Genomic DNA, 17414 nt, shown 5'->3' with positions numbered 1-17414 from the left:
GAAAGGACCTTCTCTGGCGGTGTCGGCAGCTTGCCTGCTGGCCTGCGCTAGCGTGCCGCTCGCCGCGCAGGAATTGCCGACCACGCTGGACCGGCAGGAACAGCTGCGCCAGGCCGAACAGGTGCAGCGCCAGCAGGAGCAGGACCGGCAGGCGCCGTTCGCCGGCCCGCGCGAGGCCGTGCCCGCGTCGGACATGCGCAGCGTCGCGCTGCCCGCCGAAGACCTGTGCTTCCCGATCCAGCGCGTCCAGCTCGGCGGCGCCGGCGCCGACGGCGCGCGTTTCGCGTGGCTGTGGCTGTACCTGCGCCAGTACCAGGGCCGCTGCATCGGCCGCGAAGGCATCGACCTGATCCGCCGCCGCGCGCTCGACCAGCTGGTCGCGCAGGGGCTGGTCACCACCCGCATCGGCGTGCCCGAGCAGGACCTGTCCAGCGGCGTGCTGCGCCTGGAGCTGATGCCGGGACGCCTGCGCCAGGTGCGGGTGCAGTCCGCCGACGGGCGCGGCCACTGGCGCGGCGCGCTGCCGCTGCGCCCGGGCGACCTGGTCGACCTGCGCGCCATCGAGCAGGGCGTCGAACAGTTCAAGCGGGTGCCGTCGCAGGACGCCAAGATCGACATCGCCCCGGGCGAGCAGCCCGGCGAATCGGACCTGGTGGTCACCCTGCAGCACGGCCGGCGCTGGCGCACCGTGCTCAACGCCGACGACTCCGGCGTGCGCGCCACCGGCCGCGCGCAGGGCGGCATCGACTTCGCGCTGGACGCGCCGCTGGGCATCAACGACCTGCTGTCGATCGGCTACAACCACGACCTGGTGGATCAGGGCGCCGAGCGCGGCACGCGCGGCAACAGCCTCAGCTACAGCGTGCCGTGGGGCTGGTGGACGTTCGCGCTGTCGCTGTCGTCCTACCGCTACCACCAGCGCGTGGACGGCTTCCTGCAGAGCTTCCAGTCCAGCGGACGCTCCGACAGCGCGACGCTGGACCTGCAGCGGGTCATCCACCGCAACGGCACCAGCAAGACCACCGCCGGCGTCACCGTGGCCAAGCGCGAGGCGCGCAGCTACCTGGACGGCGTGGAGATCGGCATCCAGCGCCGCCACACCACCAGCGCCGAAGCCTACCTGAGCCATCGCCGCTACCTGGGGCCGATGCAGCTGGACGTGCGCCTGGCGCACCGGCGCGGCACGCCGTGGTTCGACGGGCAGTGGACCGGCTACGACCCGGCGGTGGGCTTTCCCAGCTTCCGCTACGGCGTCACCACCCTCGACGTCGGCACCGGGCTGCCGTTCAAGCTCGGCGGCGTCGCCGCCAGCTGGGACAGCAGCCTGCGCGCGCAGACCGCCTCGGAGCTGTTGCTCGGGTCGGAGTTCATCACCCTGGGCGGGCGCTACAGCGTGCGCGGCTTCGATGGCGAACGCAGCCTCGGCGCCGAACGCGGCGCGTACTGGCGCAACACGCTCAACCTGCCGCTGCAGCGCCTGGCGATCACGCCGTACCTGGGCGTGGACGCCGGCCGCATCGCCGGTCCCAGCGCCCGCGAGCAGAGCGGACGCAGCCTGGTCGGCGCATTCGTCGGCCTGCGCGGCGCGCGCGGCGGGTTGAACTGGGACGGCTTCGCGGGCTGGGACCTGCACGCGCCGCGCGATTTCGATACCGCGCAGCCGGCCTACGGCGTGCGCCTGATCTACCAATTCTGATTCGAGCCGGTCCGCCAGCCGGCGGGCCGTGTTTTGTTGTTGCGACGAGAGAGAGACGGCAATGGACAAGGATTCCGCTGATCTGGGCACCACGATGGCCGAGCGCCTCAAGCGCGGCGTGGCGATGCTGCTGTGCTGCACGGTCACCTGGACGTCGGTGCCGGTCTACGCGCAGGTCGCGCCGGTGGCCAATCCGGGCGGCCAGCAACCAGGCCAGCAGGTCGCGGCCAACGGCGTGCCGGTGGTGGACATCGTCGCCCCGAACGCGCGCGGCGTCTCGCACAACCGCTATTCGCGCTTCGACGTCGGCCCCAACGGCCTGATCCTCAACAACAGCGCGCAGATCTCCAGGACCGAGCTCGGCGGCTACATCGCCGGCAACAACAACCTGCAGCACAGCGGCGCGGCCACGCTGATCCTCAACGAGGTCACCTCCAGCGCCAGCCGCCTGCAGGGCTATACCGAAGTCGCCGGCGCCAGGGCGCAACTGGTGATCGCCAACCCGAACGGCATCGCCTGCGACGGCTGCGGCTTTCTCAACACCTCGCGGGTGACCCTGGCCACCGGCACGCCGGTGCTCGGCAGCGACGGCGCACTGAACGGATTCAACGTCACCGGCGGCGCGCTGAGCATCGGCGGCAACGGCCTGGACGCGTACAACGTCGATCGCCTGGACCTGCTGTCGCGGCAGCTCAGCGTGGACGGCGCGGTGTGGGCCAAGGACCTGCTCGCCAGCACCGGCACCCAGCGCATCGGCTACGACGGCATGCTGCTGGACGTGCTGCCCGGCAGCGACGGCGCGGCGCCGTCGATCGGCATCGACGTGGCCTACCTCGGCGGCATGTACGCCGACCGCATCCGCCTGATCGCCACCGAAGCCGGCGTCGGCGTGGTCAGCCGCGGCACCCTGGCCGCGCAGAGCGGCAGCCTGCAGATCGACAGCGCCGGCCAGCTCAGCCTCAGCGGCACCACGGTGGCCCGCGACGACGTGGACCTGCGCGCCGCAGGCGCACTGAGCCAGCAGGGCACGCTCGGTTCGCAGCAGGCCGGCGTGCGCCTGCACGCCGCGCAGCTGAGCTTGGGCGGCGACACCATCGCCAGCGGCGCGCTCGACGCCCGCGCCAGCGGCACGTTCGAACACAGCGGGCGCAGCAGCGCCGGCGCGATCAGCCTGTTCGGTTCCGAACTCGGCGCCGGCGGCACCCTGTACAGCGGCGGCGAACTGAGCCTGGAGGCGAGCGGCGACCTGCGCAGCAGCGGCGTGGCCTACGCCGGCGGCGCGGCGCGGGTGCGTGCCGGCGGCAGCTGGCTGCAGAGCGCCGGCACGTTGCAAAGCGGCGGCGCGATGGCGCTGCAGGCCGCGCGCATCGATGCGGCGGGCGTGCTCGACGCCGGCGCCGGGCTCAGCCTGCGCAGCGAGGGCGACATGCGCCTGTCCGGGCGGGTGCAGTCCTGGCAGGACGCGGCGCTGCAGGCCGGTGGCCGCTTCGACAACGCTGGCCAGCTCAGCGCCGGCGGCCGCGTGGACATCGCCGCGGCGGCGATCGGCAATGTCGCCGGCGGCGTGCTGTCCGGCGATGGCGACGTCGCGCTGGCGAGCGGCGGTGCGCTGGACAACGCCGGCACCGTCTATGCGGGGCGCGATCTGCGGATCGATGCGGCCAGCTTCGCCAACGACGGCAGCAGCTACGCCGGGCGCAACGCCGACGTCGCCACCGCCGCCGACACGCGCAGCCGCGGCAGCCTGGTCGCCGGCGATGCGCTGAGCGTGGACGCGGCGCGCATCGCCGCTTCCGGCGAACTCGGCAGCCAACGCGGCGACACCACCTTGCGCAGCCGCGGCGAACTCGTGCTCGACGGCGCGGTGGCGGCGAAGGGCGCGCTGACGGCGCAGGCGGCGGGCGGACTGCGCCAGTCCGGCACGCTGAGCGCGGCGAGCGCGCAGTTGCACGCGGGCACCGACGCATCGTTCGACGGCGTGCTGAAGACCGACGGCGCACTGCGCCTGAGCGCCGACGGACGCCTGCGCAGCGCCGCCACCGTGGCCGCCGGCGGCGACGCCGAGCTGCGCGCGCAGGGCGCGTTGGTGCAGGCCGGACAGGTCCAGGCCGGCGGCGCGCTGCGCCTGCGCGGCGCGGACATCGACCACACCGGCGTGCTCGACGCAGGCACTGCGCTGGCGGTGCAAAGCGGCGGCGCCACACGGCTGGCGGGCACGTTGCAGGCGCGCGGCGACGTGTCGCTGGACGCCGCCACGGCGCTGGACAACCACGCCCAGGTGATCGCCGGCGGCAACCTGGCGGTGGCCGCGGACAGCGTGCGCAATGCGGCCGGCGCGGCCTTGTCGGCCAACGGCGATGCGGCCATCGCCAGCGTCTCGACGCTGCACAACGACGGCAGCGTGCACGCCGACGGCGCCCTGCGCCTGAGCGCGGCCAGCTTCGCCCAGGCCGGCAAGGCCTATGGCGGCCAGAGCCTGGACGTCGCCGCGAGCGGCGCGCTGGACAACCGCGGCGACCTGATCGGCGGCGGCGACGTGCGCATCAGCGCCGGCAGCCTCGCCAGCAGCGGCCAGCTGGGCAGCCAGCGCGGCCAGCTCGCGCTCGACAGCCGCGGCGACCTGCGCCTGGACGGCATCGTGGTCGCCGCCGGGACGTTGCGCGCCGAGGCGCTGGGCGACCTGCAGCAGCACGGCAGCGCGCAGGCGCAGTCGGCGACGCTGATTGCCGGTCGCGACCTGAGCGTTGGCGGCACGCTGCAAAGCGCCGCCAGCCTGGACCTGCAGGCGCAGCGCGCGCTGGCGCTGGACGGCAAGGCCGTCGCCACGGGCGCCACGCGCCTGCAGGCAGCGCACATCGCGCTTGGCCAGGACGCGGTGCTGCAAGGCGCCAGCACCGTGAACCTGCAAGGCGCGAGCATCGACAGCCGCGGCACCGTGGATGCCGGTACCGACCTGAGCCTGCGCAGCGACGGCGCGCTGGCACTGGCCGGCCTGGCCCAGGCCGGCGGCGATGTCGCACTGGCCGCCGCCGGCGCGCTGGACAACGCCGCGCAGGTGGTCGCCGGACGCGACCTGCACCTGACCGCCGCCAGCGCCGCCAATCGCGCCGCCGGCACGCTGTCGGCGCTGGGCACGCTCGACATCGGCGTCGGCGGCCTGTTCGACAACGCCGGCAGCCTGTACGGCAAGCAGGCGCTGGCGCTGGACGTGGGCGCCTTCCAGCACAGCGGCCGGCTCTACGCCGGCAATGCGCTGAGCCTGAACAGCGCCGGCGCGCTGGATAACCGTGGCGACCTGATCGCCGCCGGCGACCTGCGCATCCATGCCGGCAGCTTCAGCAACAGCGGCCAGCTTGGCAGTCAGACCGGCAAGCTCGAGCTCAGCAGCCAGGGCGACATGAATTTGGGCGGCACCGTGGCCGCCGCGACCACGCTCGACGCCAGCGCGCTGGGCGACCTGCGCCAGAGCGGCGCGCTGCAGGCGCAGTCGGTCGCGCTGCGTGCAGGGCGCGACCTCAGCGCGGCCGGCTCCCTCGAAGCGGCCACCGCATTGGACCTGCAGGCGCAGCGCGCGCTGGCGCTGGACGGGCAGGCGCGCGCCGGCGGCGATGCGCAGCTGCGTGGCGCGAGCATCGCCGTCGGCGCGAACGCGGTGCTGCAAGGCGCCGCCGCGGTGACACTGGACGGCGCCGCGATCGACAGCCGCGGCGCGCTTGCCGCCGGCACCGACCTGGCCCTGCGCAGCACCGGCGACATCCGCCTGGCCGGCGCCGTCCAGGCCACGCGCGATGTTGCGCTGGATGCCGCGGCGGCGTTGGATAACGCCGCGCAGATCACCGCCGGCCGCGACCTGTCGCTGCATGCGGCGAGCGCCCGCAATGCCGCCGCCGGCAGCATCGTCGCGCAACGCGCGCTCGGCGCACGCATCGACGGCGTGCTGGACAACGCCGGCACCTTACAGTCGGGCCAGGCGCTGACGCTGCAGCTGGGCAGCCTGCAACAGAGCGGCCGCGCCCATGCCGGCGATACGCTGGATCTGAAGGCCAGCGGCGCGGTGGACAACCGCGGCGACCTGATCGCCAAGGGCGCGCTGCACGTGGAGGCGGACAGTTTCGCCAGCCGTGGCCAGCTCGGCAGCGAAACCGGCCAGGTCGACATCGACACCGGCGGCAACCTGCTGCTCGACGGCACCGTGGTCGCGGCCACCGCGCTGAGCGCGAAGGCCGGCGGCGATCTGCGCCAGGCCGGCACGCTGGATGCGCAGTCGCTGCTGCTGCAATCGGCCGGCGACATGGCGCTGGATGGCGTGGTGCGCGCGCAGCAGTCGCTGCAGCTGCATGCCGCACGCGATCTGGGCATCGCCGGCCAGGTCCACGCGGCGCAGCAGGCGCAGCTCGGCGCCGGCGGCGCGCTGACCACCGGCGCTGGCGCCATCGTGCACAGCGCCGGCGCGGCGACGCTGTCGGCCGCACGCATCGACAGCCAGGGCACCCTGGACGCAGGCACCACGCTGGCGCTGGCCAGCGGCGGCGAACTGGCGCTGGGCGGCGCGGTGCAGGCCGGCGGCGACGTGAGCCTGGACGCGGCCGGCGCGCTGCGCAACGGCGCGCAGGTGGTGGCGGGCAACGACCTGAGCGTGCGCGCGGACAGCCTGGCCAATGCGTCGGGCGGCGTGTTGTCCGCGCAGCGCGACGTGGCGCTGGACATCGCCGGCCTGCTCGACAATGCCGGTGGCCTGCGCGCGCGCAGGCAACTGCAATTGAACGTCGGCGCGATGCAGCAGACCGGGCAGGCCTACGGCATGCAGGGCCTGGGCGTGAGCGCCAGCGGCGCGGTGGACAACCGCGGCGACCTGATCGCCGGCAATGCGCTGCGCGTGGAAGCGGCGAGCCTGGCCAGCAGCGGCCAGCTCGGCAGCGAAAGCGGCGACGTCGCGCTGGTCAGCCAGGGCGATCTGGCGCTCGGCGGCACGCTGGCGGCGGCCGGCTCGTTCACCGCGCAGGCCGGCGGCGCGCTGTCGCAGAGCGGCGCGCTCAGCGCGACGGATGCGCTGCAGCTGCAGGCGCACGGCGACCTGAGCGTCGCCGGCACGCTGTCGGCCAGCCAGGTCACGCTCGGCAGCGATGCCACGCTGGCGCAGCGCGGCACGGTCAATGGCGCGGGCATCGCGCTGCAGGCGCAACGCATCGACAACGCCGGGCAGACCCTGTCCAGCGGCGACCTGAGCCTGCGCGGCGGCGACATCGCCATCGGCGGCGTCGCCGCCGCCGGCGTCCGCAGCGACGGCAGCCTCGGCAACAGCGGCACGCTGGACCTGCGGGCCGACCGCACCTTGGGCGCCAGCGGCAAGCTGCTCGCCGCCGGCAACCTGCTCGCGCAGGCCACGCAGCTCGACCTGGCCGGCAGCACCACCCGCGTCGGCGGCGACGCCAGCCTGACCGCAAGCAGCGGCCTGGACCATCGCGGCGCCGACCTGCTCGCCGGCGGCAGCCTCACCGTGCAGGCCGGCGGCACGCTGGACAACGGCAGCCTCGATGGCGTCGGCGGGCAGATGCAGGCCGCGCGCCTGGACCTGGCCGCGGCCACGCTGAAGAACAATGGCGGCACTCTGCTGCAGAGCGGCAGCGGGCAGACCCGCATCGCCATCACCGGTGCGATCGACAACAGCAACGGCAAGCTGGCCACGAACGGCCAGGACCTCAACCTCAGCGCCGCGTCGCTGAACAACGCGCAGGGCCGCATCGAACACGCCGGCACCGGCATCGCGACGCTGACCAGCGGCGGCGCCGTCGCCAACGTCGGCGGCCGCATCCTGACCCAAGGCCAGCTGCAGCTCGGCGCCAACGCCGGCATCGACAACCAGAACGGCGCGATCGCCGCCGCCGGCGACGCCACGCTGACCGCGGCCAGCCTGGGCAACGTCGGCGGCAGCGTGTCCGCACGCGGCCTGAGCGTCCAACTGACTGGTGCGCTGGACAACCGCAGCGGCCTGCTGCAGGCCGCCGGCGGCACCCTCGGCGTGCGCGCCGACAGCCTCGACAACCGCAGCGGCACGCTGCAGTCGGTGGCCAGCGGCGGCAGCGGCGGCGACCTGCGCGCCGACATCGCCCGTTCGGTGAACAACGATGGCGGCCTGATCGGCGCCAGCAACGACGCCATCCTCGGCGCCGAGAACGTCAGCAACAACGCCGGCACGCTGCAGGCCGGGCGCGACCTGGCGCTGACCGCGCGCGGTCAGCTCGACAACCACCAGGGCGGCCGCATCGGCGCCACGCGCAATCTCAACGTCGCCGTCACCGGCGCGCTGCTCAACAGCGGCGGCCAGCTCGACAGCGGCAACGCGATGACCGTCTCCGGCGGCCGCATCGACAACAGCCAGGGCAGCATCGCCAACAACGGCGGCGGCCTAACCCAGCTCACCACCGGCGGCGAACTGCGCAACGCCGGCGGCAGCCTGGGCGGGCGCGGCAGCGTGGTGCTCAACGCCGGCAGCGTAGTCAACAGCGACGGCCAGCTGGTCGCCGGCGGCGACCTCACCGCCAACACCAACGCGCTCGACAACCAGCGCGGCAACCTCTACGCCGGCGGCAGCTTCCTGATGCAGCGCGCCGGCGCCACGCTCGACAACCGCGGCGGCAAGATCAAGGCCGAGCAGGCGGTGCGCCTGGGCCTGCAGAGCCTGAGCAACAGCGGCGGCCAGATCGGCGCCGGCAGCGCGACCGGCGGCACCGGCGACGTGGTCATCGACACCGTCGGCTTCGACGGCAGCGGCAACATCCTCGCGCAGAACCTGCTCGACCTGACCGTGCGCGGCGACTACACCCATCGCGCCGGCGGCGACATCACCAGCAACGGCGACTTCCGGCTCAACGTCGGCGGCAACCTGGTCAACGAGTCCACGCTGAAGGCCACGCGCGGCCTGGCCGTGACCGCCAACAACATCGGCAACCGCGCCGGCGCGACGATGCAGGCGGGCAACACGCAATTGACCGCCGCCGGCACCGTCGACAACGCCGGCGACATCTCCGCCAGCAACAACCTGCAGCTGACCGCCGGCAGCGTGTACAACACCGGCAGCATCGTCGGCGGCAACGTGCTGGTGCAGGCCGGCACGCTGGTCAACGGCGCCGACCTGGGCGGCGCCACCGGCAACGCGGCCTACGGCTCGGCGCTGATCGGCTCGACCGGCAGCACCACCTTGCTGGTGCGCGACCAGCTGCTCAACCGCGACGCGAAGATCTTCAGCCTCGGCAACATCGCCATCGGCGCCTCGCGCGATGGCGCCGGCACGATCACCGCGCGCACCGGCGTGGTCAACAACCTGTCCGGCAGCATCGAAGCCGACGGCAGCATCCTGATCGCGGCCAACCAGATCAACAACCAGCGACGCGTGCTGAGCACCGCGACAGGCCCGCTGACGGCGGAAGAGCGTGCGGCGGCGAATGCCGCCATGCCAGATGAACTGATCACCCCTGGCACCATCCGGAACACCCAAGGTGCACGGGCGCCCCGTCCTTATCAAGGAGTCTCGGCTGGAGTATGGCGGCGTTACGACGTGATCGAGCAGGAACGGCTTCTGGCCGCGAGCGCCGAAGGACGCATCGTAGCGGGAGGAAACATCTTCCTGTCCGGCAACGTGAACAACACCGCATCCACCATCGCGGCAGCCGGTGCGCTGGGCATCAATCAGCGCGGTGTCGGCGGTCTTTCCGACGGCATGATCACCAACGGCGAATCCGTGGTGAACCAGGCGCTCGCGCTGAACCGCACGGTGCGTCAGACCGATGTCGAACACATCGTCACTGCCATCACCAACGACTGCATGCAGCCGGTGGGCCAGAAGGTCATCTGCTACTACGAAGAAGAGGACAAGGAACTCAGCTCCTCGATCAGCAGCACCAGCTACATCGCCCTCGCCGCCAACATGACCGGCGGCCAGGGCGTCGCCATCAACGGCGCCACGATCCGCAACGGCGCGGTCGGCAGCGACGGCCGCAGCATCAGCGGCGCGTCGTTCAACGCCACCCAAGGCTCGACGCTGAACCGCCGCAGCGCGCAAAACGCCACCGGCGCCGGCAGCCAGGCCGTGCAGGCGCAGACCGCCGCCGCGGGCGCCGCGTCGAGGGTCAACAACCGCCTCGCGGTCGCCAACATCACGCGCATCGACATCGGCGCCGGCCAGGGCCCGTTGGCCGCAGGCGGCATGCACAACGCCGGGCCGGTGCAGGCGCAGATCACCCAGGCCAGCCTGTCCGGCGCCGGCAACGGCGGCCAGCGCCAGCAGATCGACCCGGGCACCGGCCAGGTGCCGCAGGTGGTCGGCGGCGTCGGCGCGCCGCTCGGCAGCATCGCGTTGCCGGTCGGCGGCCTGTACCGCCTGGTCGGCGCCACCGGCGCCAGCGTCAGCGCGCTCGGCCGCGCGGCCAACGGCCTGGGCGGGATCAACGCCTACCGCAGCAACGGCCCCGGCCGCCGCTACCTGATCGAGACCGACCCGCGCTTCGTCAACTACGACAACTTCATCAGCAGCGACTTCCTGCTCGACAAGCTCGGCGTGGATCCGGAATGGACCCAGACCCGCCTGGGCGACGGCTTCTACGAACAGCGCCTGGTGCTGGACCAGATCACCGAACTCACCGGCCGCCGCTACCTGGGCAACTACGAAGACGGCGTGGCGCAGTACCGTGCGCTGCTCGAGGCCGGCGTGGCCGCGGCCGGTTCGCTGCAGCTCAGCGTCGGCGTCGGCCTGACCGGCGCCCAGGTGGCCGCGCTAACCGACGACATCGTGTGGATGGTGGAACAGGAGTATCAGGGCCAGAAGGTGCTGGTGCCGGTCGTGTACCTGTCCACGAAGACCGCGCTGACCCTGCGCAGCGACGGCGCCCTGCTCGCCGGCGGCAACGGCGACGTGTCGCTCAACGCCACCGCCGGGCTGACCAACCAGGGCACCATCAGCGGCGCCAACGTCGTCGCCACCGCCGGCAACCTGCTCAACCAGGGCCGCATCGCCGCCAGCGGCACGGTCGAGCTGCAGGCGCAGCAGGACCTGCTGAACCTCGGCGGCCAGATCGCCGGCCGCGACGTGCTGCTGGGCGCCGGCAACGACCTGCTCAGCACCACCCGCGACGCGCTGGCCGGCGGCGACATCCGCTCCGGCATCAGCGCCGGCAACAACCTGCTGATGAGCGCCGGCCGCGACCTGACCGTCACCGGCACCACCGTGCAGGCCGGCAACAGCGCCGCCTTGCAGGCCGGCAACAACCTGGTGCTGCAGCCCACCGCCCTGCGCGACGAGGGCGGCCTCACCCGCGGCGGCGACGCCACCAGCCTGACCACCGGCAAGGACCTGTCGCTGATCGCCGGCAACGACCTGCAACTGCACGGCGTGGCGATCCAGGCCGGCGGCAACGCCGCCCTGCAGGCCGGCCACGACCTCTCGCTGACGCCGGTCACCGGCGCAGACGGCAAGGCCACGGTGCGCACCAGCATCGACACCGGCGGCAGCCTGCAACTGGCCGCCGGCAACGACATCACCATCCGCCAGGCCGAGGTGAAGGCCGGCGGCGACCTGATCGCCGCGGCCGGGCACGACCTCAACGTCGAATCGGTGCTGGGCGACAGCCGCACCGTCACCGACCGCACGCGCCAGGGCAAGACCAAGGTCACCACCACGACCACCACCCAGGACCTGGACCAGCAGGCGCTCACCGCCGGCGGCAACCTGATCCTCAGCGCCGGCAACGACGTCAACCTGGTCGCGGCCAAGCTCGATGCGGGCAAGGGCCTGGCGGTGGTCGCCGGTAACGACATCAACAGCACCACGCTGACCACGGTGGACAGCAGCGACACGCTGGAAACGCGCAAGCGCTTCAAGCAGACCACCAGCACCCGCGACGAGACCGTGCACGGCACCGAGTTCACGGCCGGCAGCGACATCGCCCTGCAGGCCGGCCACGACGTCAACCTCACCGCCGCGCAGGTCTACTCCGAAACCGGCGGCGTCGCCTTGACCGCCGGCCACGACGTCAACCTGCTCGCCACCCAGGAGCAGCACGACGCCGAACAGGACATGCAGAAGAAGAAAAAGGGCTTCCTGTCCAGCAAGACCACCACCACGCACGACGAATGGCACGACAGCTATGCGGTGGGAACCTCGCTCAGCGGCGAAACCGTGCAGATCAAGGCGGGCCACGATATCGCCGTGGTCGGTTCGACGGTGCTCGCCGATGGCGACGTGCGTCTGGCCGCCGGCAACGACGTCACTATCGAATCGGCGCAGGACCACAGCAGCGAGGCCCACAGCAGCAGCCAAAAGAAGTCCGGCCTGACCGGCGGTCTCTCTGGCGGCGTGGCCAGCGTGGGATACGGCAAGTCGCGCAGCAACAGCCAAGACGCCATGGAGTCGACGACGCAATACGCCTCGGCGGTTGGTTCGCAGGACGGCAATCTGATCGTCAGCGCCGGCAATCGCTTGACCATCGCGGCCTCGGATGTGGCTGCAGGTGAAAACCTGACGTTGGCCGCCAAGGAGATCGCATTGCTGGCGCGGCAGGACACCGTCGACACGCAGAGCAGCCAGTCCAGCAAGTCCAGCGGATTCTCCGTCGGCGTGACCTACGATCCGGCCGCGGCGTACCGCAGCGCCCGCGATTCGACCACCGACAACATGCCCGACAGCGGCTCGACCATGGGCAAGATCAGCCGGCGCGCCGAGGGCGACATGGCCGGCACCGCGGCAGCGACCACGCCGGTGGTCATCCAGGCCGGGGCGCACCGCTCCAACGCAGCGCAGAACGACAGCACCAGCGACGCGCGGGTGAGCCAGCTGAGCGCCGGCGGCAACCTGACGCTGCTGGCCAGCGACGGCTCGATCACCAGCCAGGGCGCGCAGCTGTCGGCGGAGGGCAATGCCCTGCTGCTGGCCAGCCAGGACATTGTGTTCGGCGTGGCGCACAACACCGAGTCCAGCGGCAACGCCAGCACCGGCAAGGGCTGGGGCTTCTCCAACAACACCGCAAGCCCGCCGTTCGGCAACTACAACCAGAAGGGCGATGGCAACGGCCAGTCGGACACGATCACCGGTACCCAGTTGTCCGTCGGCGGCAATGCGAGCCTGACCACGACCAAGGGCGATATCGCGCTGACGGCCAGCAACATCGCGGCGCAAGACGATGTCGCGGTTCGCGCCGCGGGCGACCTGACGATCCAGAGCGGACAGGACACGGTCGGTAACGCCAATACCTACAACAACAAGGCCATCGGCACGGTGATCATCTCCGACACCGAGCGCTTCGCCGGCTACCACACCGAGGATCATCGCGACGATAGCGCGCAGGTCACCCAAGTGGCCAGCAGCGTGGGCAGCCTGGGCGGCAACGTCAGCCTGACGGCGGGCGGCGCCTACACGCAGAGCGCCAGCAACGTGGTGGCGGCCAAGGACGTGGACATCACCGCCGCGTCGATCGAGGTATTGACCGCCAACGACACGCACTCAGCCTCGTCGCAGGACGACACGCTGAAGTTCGGCGTGTTCGCGCGGGTGAAGTCGCCGCTGATCGACCTGATCAACAACGTGGATGCGGCGCGCAACTCCGACGGCCGGCTGTCCGCGATGCAGGGCATGGCCGCGGCGGCCAATGGCTACCGGGCGGCCAGCGCGATCAGCAGCACGGCCGGCGGCGCCGGCAGCGGATCGCTGGTCAGCGTCGAGGCTGGCGTGGGCTACGCGACCAGCACGGAACAGTACAAGGGCAGCAGCCAGACCTCGCAAGGCTCCACCATCAGCGGTGGCGGCAATGTCAGCCTGACCACCACGCAGGGCGATCTGCACGTGGTGCAGGGCAACCTCAGCGCCGGCAACACGCTGAGCCTGGACTCGGCACGCGACCTGGTGCTGGAAACGGGCAACTCCAGCAGTTCCGAGCAGAGCAAGGGCAGCCATGCCGGGGTGGAAGTGGGCGTGGGCGCCTCGGTGGGCGCACAGACCGGCGTATACGTGTATGCGCAGGCCAGCGTAGGCAGCCACAAGTCGAATGCGGAAAGCACTACCTGGCAAAACACGCAGCTGGCAGGCCAGAACGTCTCCCTCACCTCGCAGGGCGACACCACGCTGCGCGGCGCCGTGGCCAAGGCCGATCGCATCGACGTGCAGACCGGCGGCGACCTGACCATCGAGTCATTGCAGGACACCGCCAACATCCAGTCCAAGGAAAGCGGCTACGGCGGACGGATACAGGTGTCCTTCGGCACCGCGTGGGACGCCAGCGGATACGCCAGTTCAGCCAAGGCGAGCGGCAACTACGCGGGAGTGACCGAACAGTCGGGCCTGTTCGCCGGTGAGGGCGGCTACCACGTCACCGCCGGCAACGTGAACCTGATCGGCGGCGCCATCGCCAGTACCAACGCGGACAACAGCGAACTGACCGCCGACTCGCTGACGTATACCGATCTGAAGAACCAGATGGGCTACAGCGCGGCGTCGGGCAGCATCAGTGGTGGGTTCGGCAGTACCGGCAAACCAGCAACCGACGCAGATGGCAATCCGGTCGCACTGGGCGCTGGCGATCAGGCCAGGGACATCAAGAGCAACATCGCCAACGGCAGCTACGGGCAGGCCAACACCGCCAACTTCAGCGGCGGCATGCCGATGTACGAAAGCGGCAAGGATGCGTCGACCACGCGGGCCACGCTGACCGAGGGCAAGATCGTCATCGGCGGCAAGAGCACCACGGCGGCGGCGACCGGGATCAATACCGACGCCAGCAGCGCAAACGAGGCGCTGGCGTCGCTGCCGGATGTGCGCAAGGTGCTGGCCGAGCAGCAGGCAATGGCGGCGGCGGCAGGGACGGCGGTGGAGACCGGCAAGCAGGTTGCTGGAGACATCGCAGCTAATGCCGCGGTCAAGGCCAACAACGCGCGAGAAGCGTATCGGAAGGGCCTGGATGAGGAAGGCTTAGCGGCATTCGATGCTCTGAGTCCTGAAAAACAGCAGAAGCAGCTGTTGGACAACAGCGCCGACTATAAGGTCGCCTACGATAGCCAACAGCAATGGGGGACCGGTGGCGACTACAGCCGTGCGCTGCAGGCGGTAACAACCGCACTGGTAGGAAGTGTCTCGGGTCAAGGGACCAGCCAGGTGGCAGGCAATGCGCTGGCACCGTATGCGGCGCAGCTGGTCGGCCGGACGTTCGACGGCAACCACGGCAGCGACCCTAACGCGGCGATGCAAGTGCTCTCGCACGCGCTGCTCGGCGCGATGCTGGCGGAAGTGAATGGGTCCTCAGGGACGGGCGGCGCCTTGGCCGGTGCAGGCGGCGAATTAGCCGCGCAGTGGCTGACCAATGAACTGTATGGCAACGACCCGCGGGCGATCGATCCAGTGAGCGGCAAGTTCAACCCGAACCTGCTGCCGGAAGAGGACAAGCAGACGATCGTGGCGCTATCGCAGGCGGTCGGTGCGCTGGTGGGAGGGATGACCGGCGGAAGCCTGAGCGAGGCGGTACTGGGAAGCCGTATTGCCGGGAATGCGGCAGAGAATAATTATCTCTCTAAAGATGATGTCGCCAAGCTTAGTGCACAGTTGCAGTTATGTTCTCCCACAGACAATGCATGCCGCGACGCAGTAGTGAAAGAAGCACAGCGGCTTAACGCGGTGAACGATGCAAAACTCAAAGCTTGTGATACCGTGGAATGCGTCAACGCGCTCATGCCGGAAATTGTCGATGGTGCGCGCAATTTTGGTGCAATCTATAATGCCGATCTCGCTAAAAGCAACAAGGATAAGCTGGCGTTTGGTGCCATTTCCGACATTGAAACCAATGCATTGCTGTTAGCGGCGAATATGGCGGCGGGACTGCCAATATATGAGGATTCGAATATGACAAAGGATGAGTTTCTGGAAAATGTACAGCGGTTTGGGTACACGCCGGGTAAGCCAGGGACAGATTGGCAAGGTCTATTTGGGATATATGAAAATGTTGCAGGCAGTACTAAGCAGCCTCACGAATACAGCACGACATCCACCGCGTGCGTGATAGCGCTATTGAATTCCTGTGGTGGCCCCGCTCAGCAGTTCGACGCACTACGTCGTTATGCTGGTCCTGGCACGGACGGAAAGGCATTAGCAGGCAACGGTGTAGTGAGTTACTTGTCGATAGGAGCAGGTTCATTGGGTTATGTTACACATCTGATTGACCCAAGCACCAGCAGCTTGATTAACATCACGGTACCCGGAGCGCACGCGCTGGAACCTGGGTTTGTCGTTCGCCAGGTGATCCCGGATGGCAAAGGCGGGTTTTCGGTATCCACGATAGGATGGGGGACTGGCAGCAGTCCTATGAATAACTCCAACGAGTGGGCAGCCGCGGTGGTTTGGGGGCCTAATACGGATCAGATTGGACGTGAAGCAGCAGTCAATAAATGGCCGTGGGAAACAGCACCGAAGCAACCCCATTGTGCGATGACTACGGACTCGAACGGGAAGCGGATAAGGGTTTGCCAGTGAAAGGGATGAATGGACTTCTTCGGCTGGCCGCGGTACCAGTTTCCAGTGGCATCTCCGCCGCTCTTTTCTTCATGGTGCCGTATATGTGGGGGAGCGGTACGTTTGGTGAAGCTAGCCTGGGTGGAATATTTCTCCTTTCCGCAATTGCTGTCATCATGGGATTTATCGTTGGCTGCCCTATCGTACTATTAGTCGATTGGAAATGGTCGCGCTATCAATATAGATATGTGATCGCGGCAGTATTCAGTGCGCTTGGGGGGTGGCTGTTGCTTGAGGGCGCGTTTGCGAAAAATGCGTGGAATGTCATCTGGACCAGTACATATTTTTGGTCAGAATTGGCACCGAGAAGAATATTGATTTTTTCCGCGATAGGCCTATTAAGTGGGTTGATTTATACGGCTCTTGTTTTGCTGATAAATGGGTTTGTCCCCGAAGTTAAGGATGAAATGGGGACGCGCCGCTGAATATGCAAAGCGGCTGAAGTGCGAAAAAACGAAGGGTAGCTTACGAAGTGCAAGCCAATCGCCCAACAGGCAGGGCCGCAACATCCTGGTGCGCGGCAGCGACGTCAAGGCTGGCAACAACCTGTCTGGTAAAGGCTCTTATGTTGATCCTGTAACTGGGGAGCAGCGTGTCTTAATTCATCCTCAAGACCCCTGCCCGCACTGCCATGTAAACGATAAATATGGAGAGCGGCTTGATATTAACGGCAAAATTGTTCCAAATGAATCTCCGGAAGCCCACTTGCCACTGGATAATTCGCGATGATTGAAGAAAATCTACATGATTGGTTGCTTGAAGATATAAATTTCATTTGGGGCTCGCGAAAGGCGAGGATTGTTGTCAGAGATTCTGATTCAAAAAATAGAGCCATGCTGATTTGTAATGTTGAGTCAATCTGTATTTTTGCTTGTTGGGAATGGGGAAGAAGTTTAAGTATAAATAGGCTAAAAGTTAGTGGCGACAAATCTTCATTTGTGCTGGAAATACAATCCGGAGATGAATTAACTTTTAGCGGAAAGGAGTTGGATTTCTTTTGGGGGATATAAACACGATTCTCCATCAGTAAGGATTGGTAACCCCGCGTTGGATAATCCCCGTGTCGAAAGTGCAGCGAAACCGGGGTCAGAGTCTGAGGCTGAGGCATCCCCACGTTTTTCATGAAGGGGCAACCATCTGGTCGAGGACGTGTTCCGGAAGTTCTCGCAGTCGCTG

The 17414-nt window shown here is 68.7% G+C and carries 5 protein-coding genes; all 5 read left to right on the top strand.

Features of this window, described 5'->3' with window-relative positions:
* Positions 1–19 precede the first annotated feature (19 nt).
* Positions 20–1696 (top strand): ShlB/FhaC/HecB family hemolysin secretion/activation protein, encoded by a 1677-nt coding sequence (locus tag JR065_RS19640; RefSeq protein WP_429001896.1) that lies wholly within the window; start codon positions 20–22, stop codon positions 1694–1696.
* A 61-nt stretch (positions 1697–1757) separates the two neighbouring features.
* A complete protein-coding gene (locus tag JR065_RS19635; protein WP_206236158.1) occupies positions 1758–16199 on the top strand; it encodes a hemagglutinin repeat-containing protein in 14442 nt (4813 codons plus the stop codon).
* Positions 16196–16663 (top strand): hypothetical protein, encoded by a 468-nt coding sequence (locus JR065_RS19630; protein ID WP_206236156.1) that lies wholly within the window; start codon positions 16196–16198, stop codon positions 16661–16663. Before JR065_RS19635 ends, JR065_RS19630 begins: the two co-directional genes overlap by 4 nt.
* Positions 16641–16967: a hypothetical protein gene (locus tag JR065_RS19625; RefSeq protein ID WP_206236155.1), complete on the top strand. Its 327-nt coding sequence runs from the start codon at positions 16641–16643 to the stop codon at positions 16965–16967. The genes JR065_RS19630 and JR065_RS19625 overlap by 23 nt, the downstream gene beginning before the upstream one ends.
* Entirely contained in the window at positions 16964–17248 is a 285-nt protein-coding gene (locus JR065_RS19620) for a hypothetical protein (RefSeq protein WP_206236153.1), read from the top strand. The genes JR065_RS19625 and JR065_RS19620 overlap by 4 nt, the downstream gene beginning before the upstream one ends.
* Positions 17249–17414 lie beyond the last annotated feature (166 nt).

It is taken from the genome of Xanthomonas sp., assembly GCF_017163755.1.
Classification (GTDB): domain Bacteria; phylum Pseudomonadota; class Gammaproteobacteria; order Xanthomonadales; family Xanthomonadaceae; genus Xanthomonas_A.
This window is presented reverse-complemented; position numbering and strand designations above follow the sequence as displayed.